1 protein-coding gene is annotated in these 1236 nt (G+C 72.7%); it reads right to left on the reverse strand.

The genetic code is table 11. From position 1 onward, the window contains the following. Positions 1-1236, reverse strand: a 1236-nt coding sequence (locus ACRDSQ_RS09705; RefSeq protein ID WP_431420513.1) for a hypothetical protein, incomplete at both ends; no start/stop codon positions are given.

The following is a 1236-nucleotide window of genomic DNA, read 5'->3' on the forward strand; positions in this document are numbered from 1 at the left end:
CAGCCACACCCGCAGGCCACCGTGCCTGCGCCGGGCCCGGATTGCGGGATCGTAGGGGTCCTCGGGGAGATCCGACCAGCGGAAAGTCGGCATGACGCTGTGGACCGAGGGCGGCGCGGATCGGGCGCTGCAGGGAACGTGGATGGCCGTCCCGGGACCGGTCACGGCGAGTTGGGTGGGGTCGGCCGCGAGCGCGGGTGGCAGGTACTCGCGGAACCGGGTGCTCGCCGTCGGGATGTAGGTGATGAGCCGGTGCAGCGTGTCGTGCAGCTCGTGGCGCGGATCGGCGCTGCCCGGACCGCTCGGCGCGCCGGTCAGCTCGATCGTGTCGGGCCCCTCCGGGGTGGGCAGGTCGAAGGCGTGGCCGGTGTGGCCATCGACGAAGCGCGGCGGCTCGCCCGACGCGGGATCGTCGAACCACTCGCCCCACTTCGCCTCGACGTCGATCCGACCGGTCGTCGCCGCGTGCGACACCAGCGATCCCCGGAAGCGGGAGTGGGTCTCGCCGTAAGCGCGGTGCGCGCGGAATCCGCTCGGGATGCGCGGCCGCTCGAGGGGACGCTGGGTGGCGTGGACGAGGACGATGGTCTCCCCGGGGGTCAACATCTGGTGTTTGCCCGCGAGGACATCGGCCAGGCCCGCGGCGGGCACGGTGTCGGCGATCCAGTCCCACATGCCGAGCAGGTCGAGCCCCTGTTGGTCGAGGGTGCTCGACGCGCGGACCGTGGCGGTCGCGCCTGGCGGCAGTGTCACGGTGACGACGCCGCCCGCGACCGAGACCAGCGGCATGGGGCCGTCTTCCAGCACAAGCCTGCAAGTCCCGACGTCGGGCCAGGTCCCGGTGAGCGGCACGAGCTCGGTGTGCGCCCACCAATTCGCGGTGCCATGTCCGGTGAAGCGCAACGCGATGCCCGTGGCCAATGGGTCCGGCAGGTAGGGCACGAGCAGGGAATCGGTGTCGTGCACGACGGTGAATCCCGCGTCGGGTGCGGTGCCGCGGGGGAGCGCGGCGAGTGTCGCGTCGAGCTCGGCCTGGGTGAACTCACCGTCTCGCGTCAGCGGCGGCACCAGGTGCACGCCTGCGGCGGGCGTCGTGACCGCCGGGTCGTCCGCGGAGAGGATGGCGGTGTCGAGCAGGGTGCCCTGTTCACGTTGCGCCCGCGCGTATGCCCGGCGGTAGTCCGCGGCTGCGGGGGGAACCCCGATCGCGTCGGGATCGAACCGGCCCAGCAGCTC

This window comes from Actinokineospora sp., from assembly GCF_050699995.1.
Classification (GTDB): domain Bacteria; phylum Actinomycetota; class Actinomycetes; order Mycobacteriales; family Pseudonocardiaceae; genus Actinokineospora.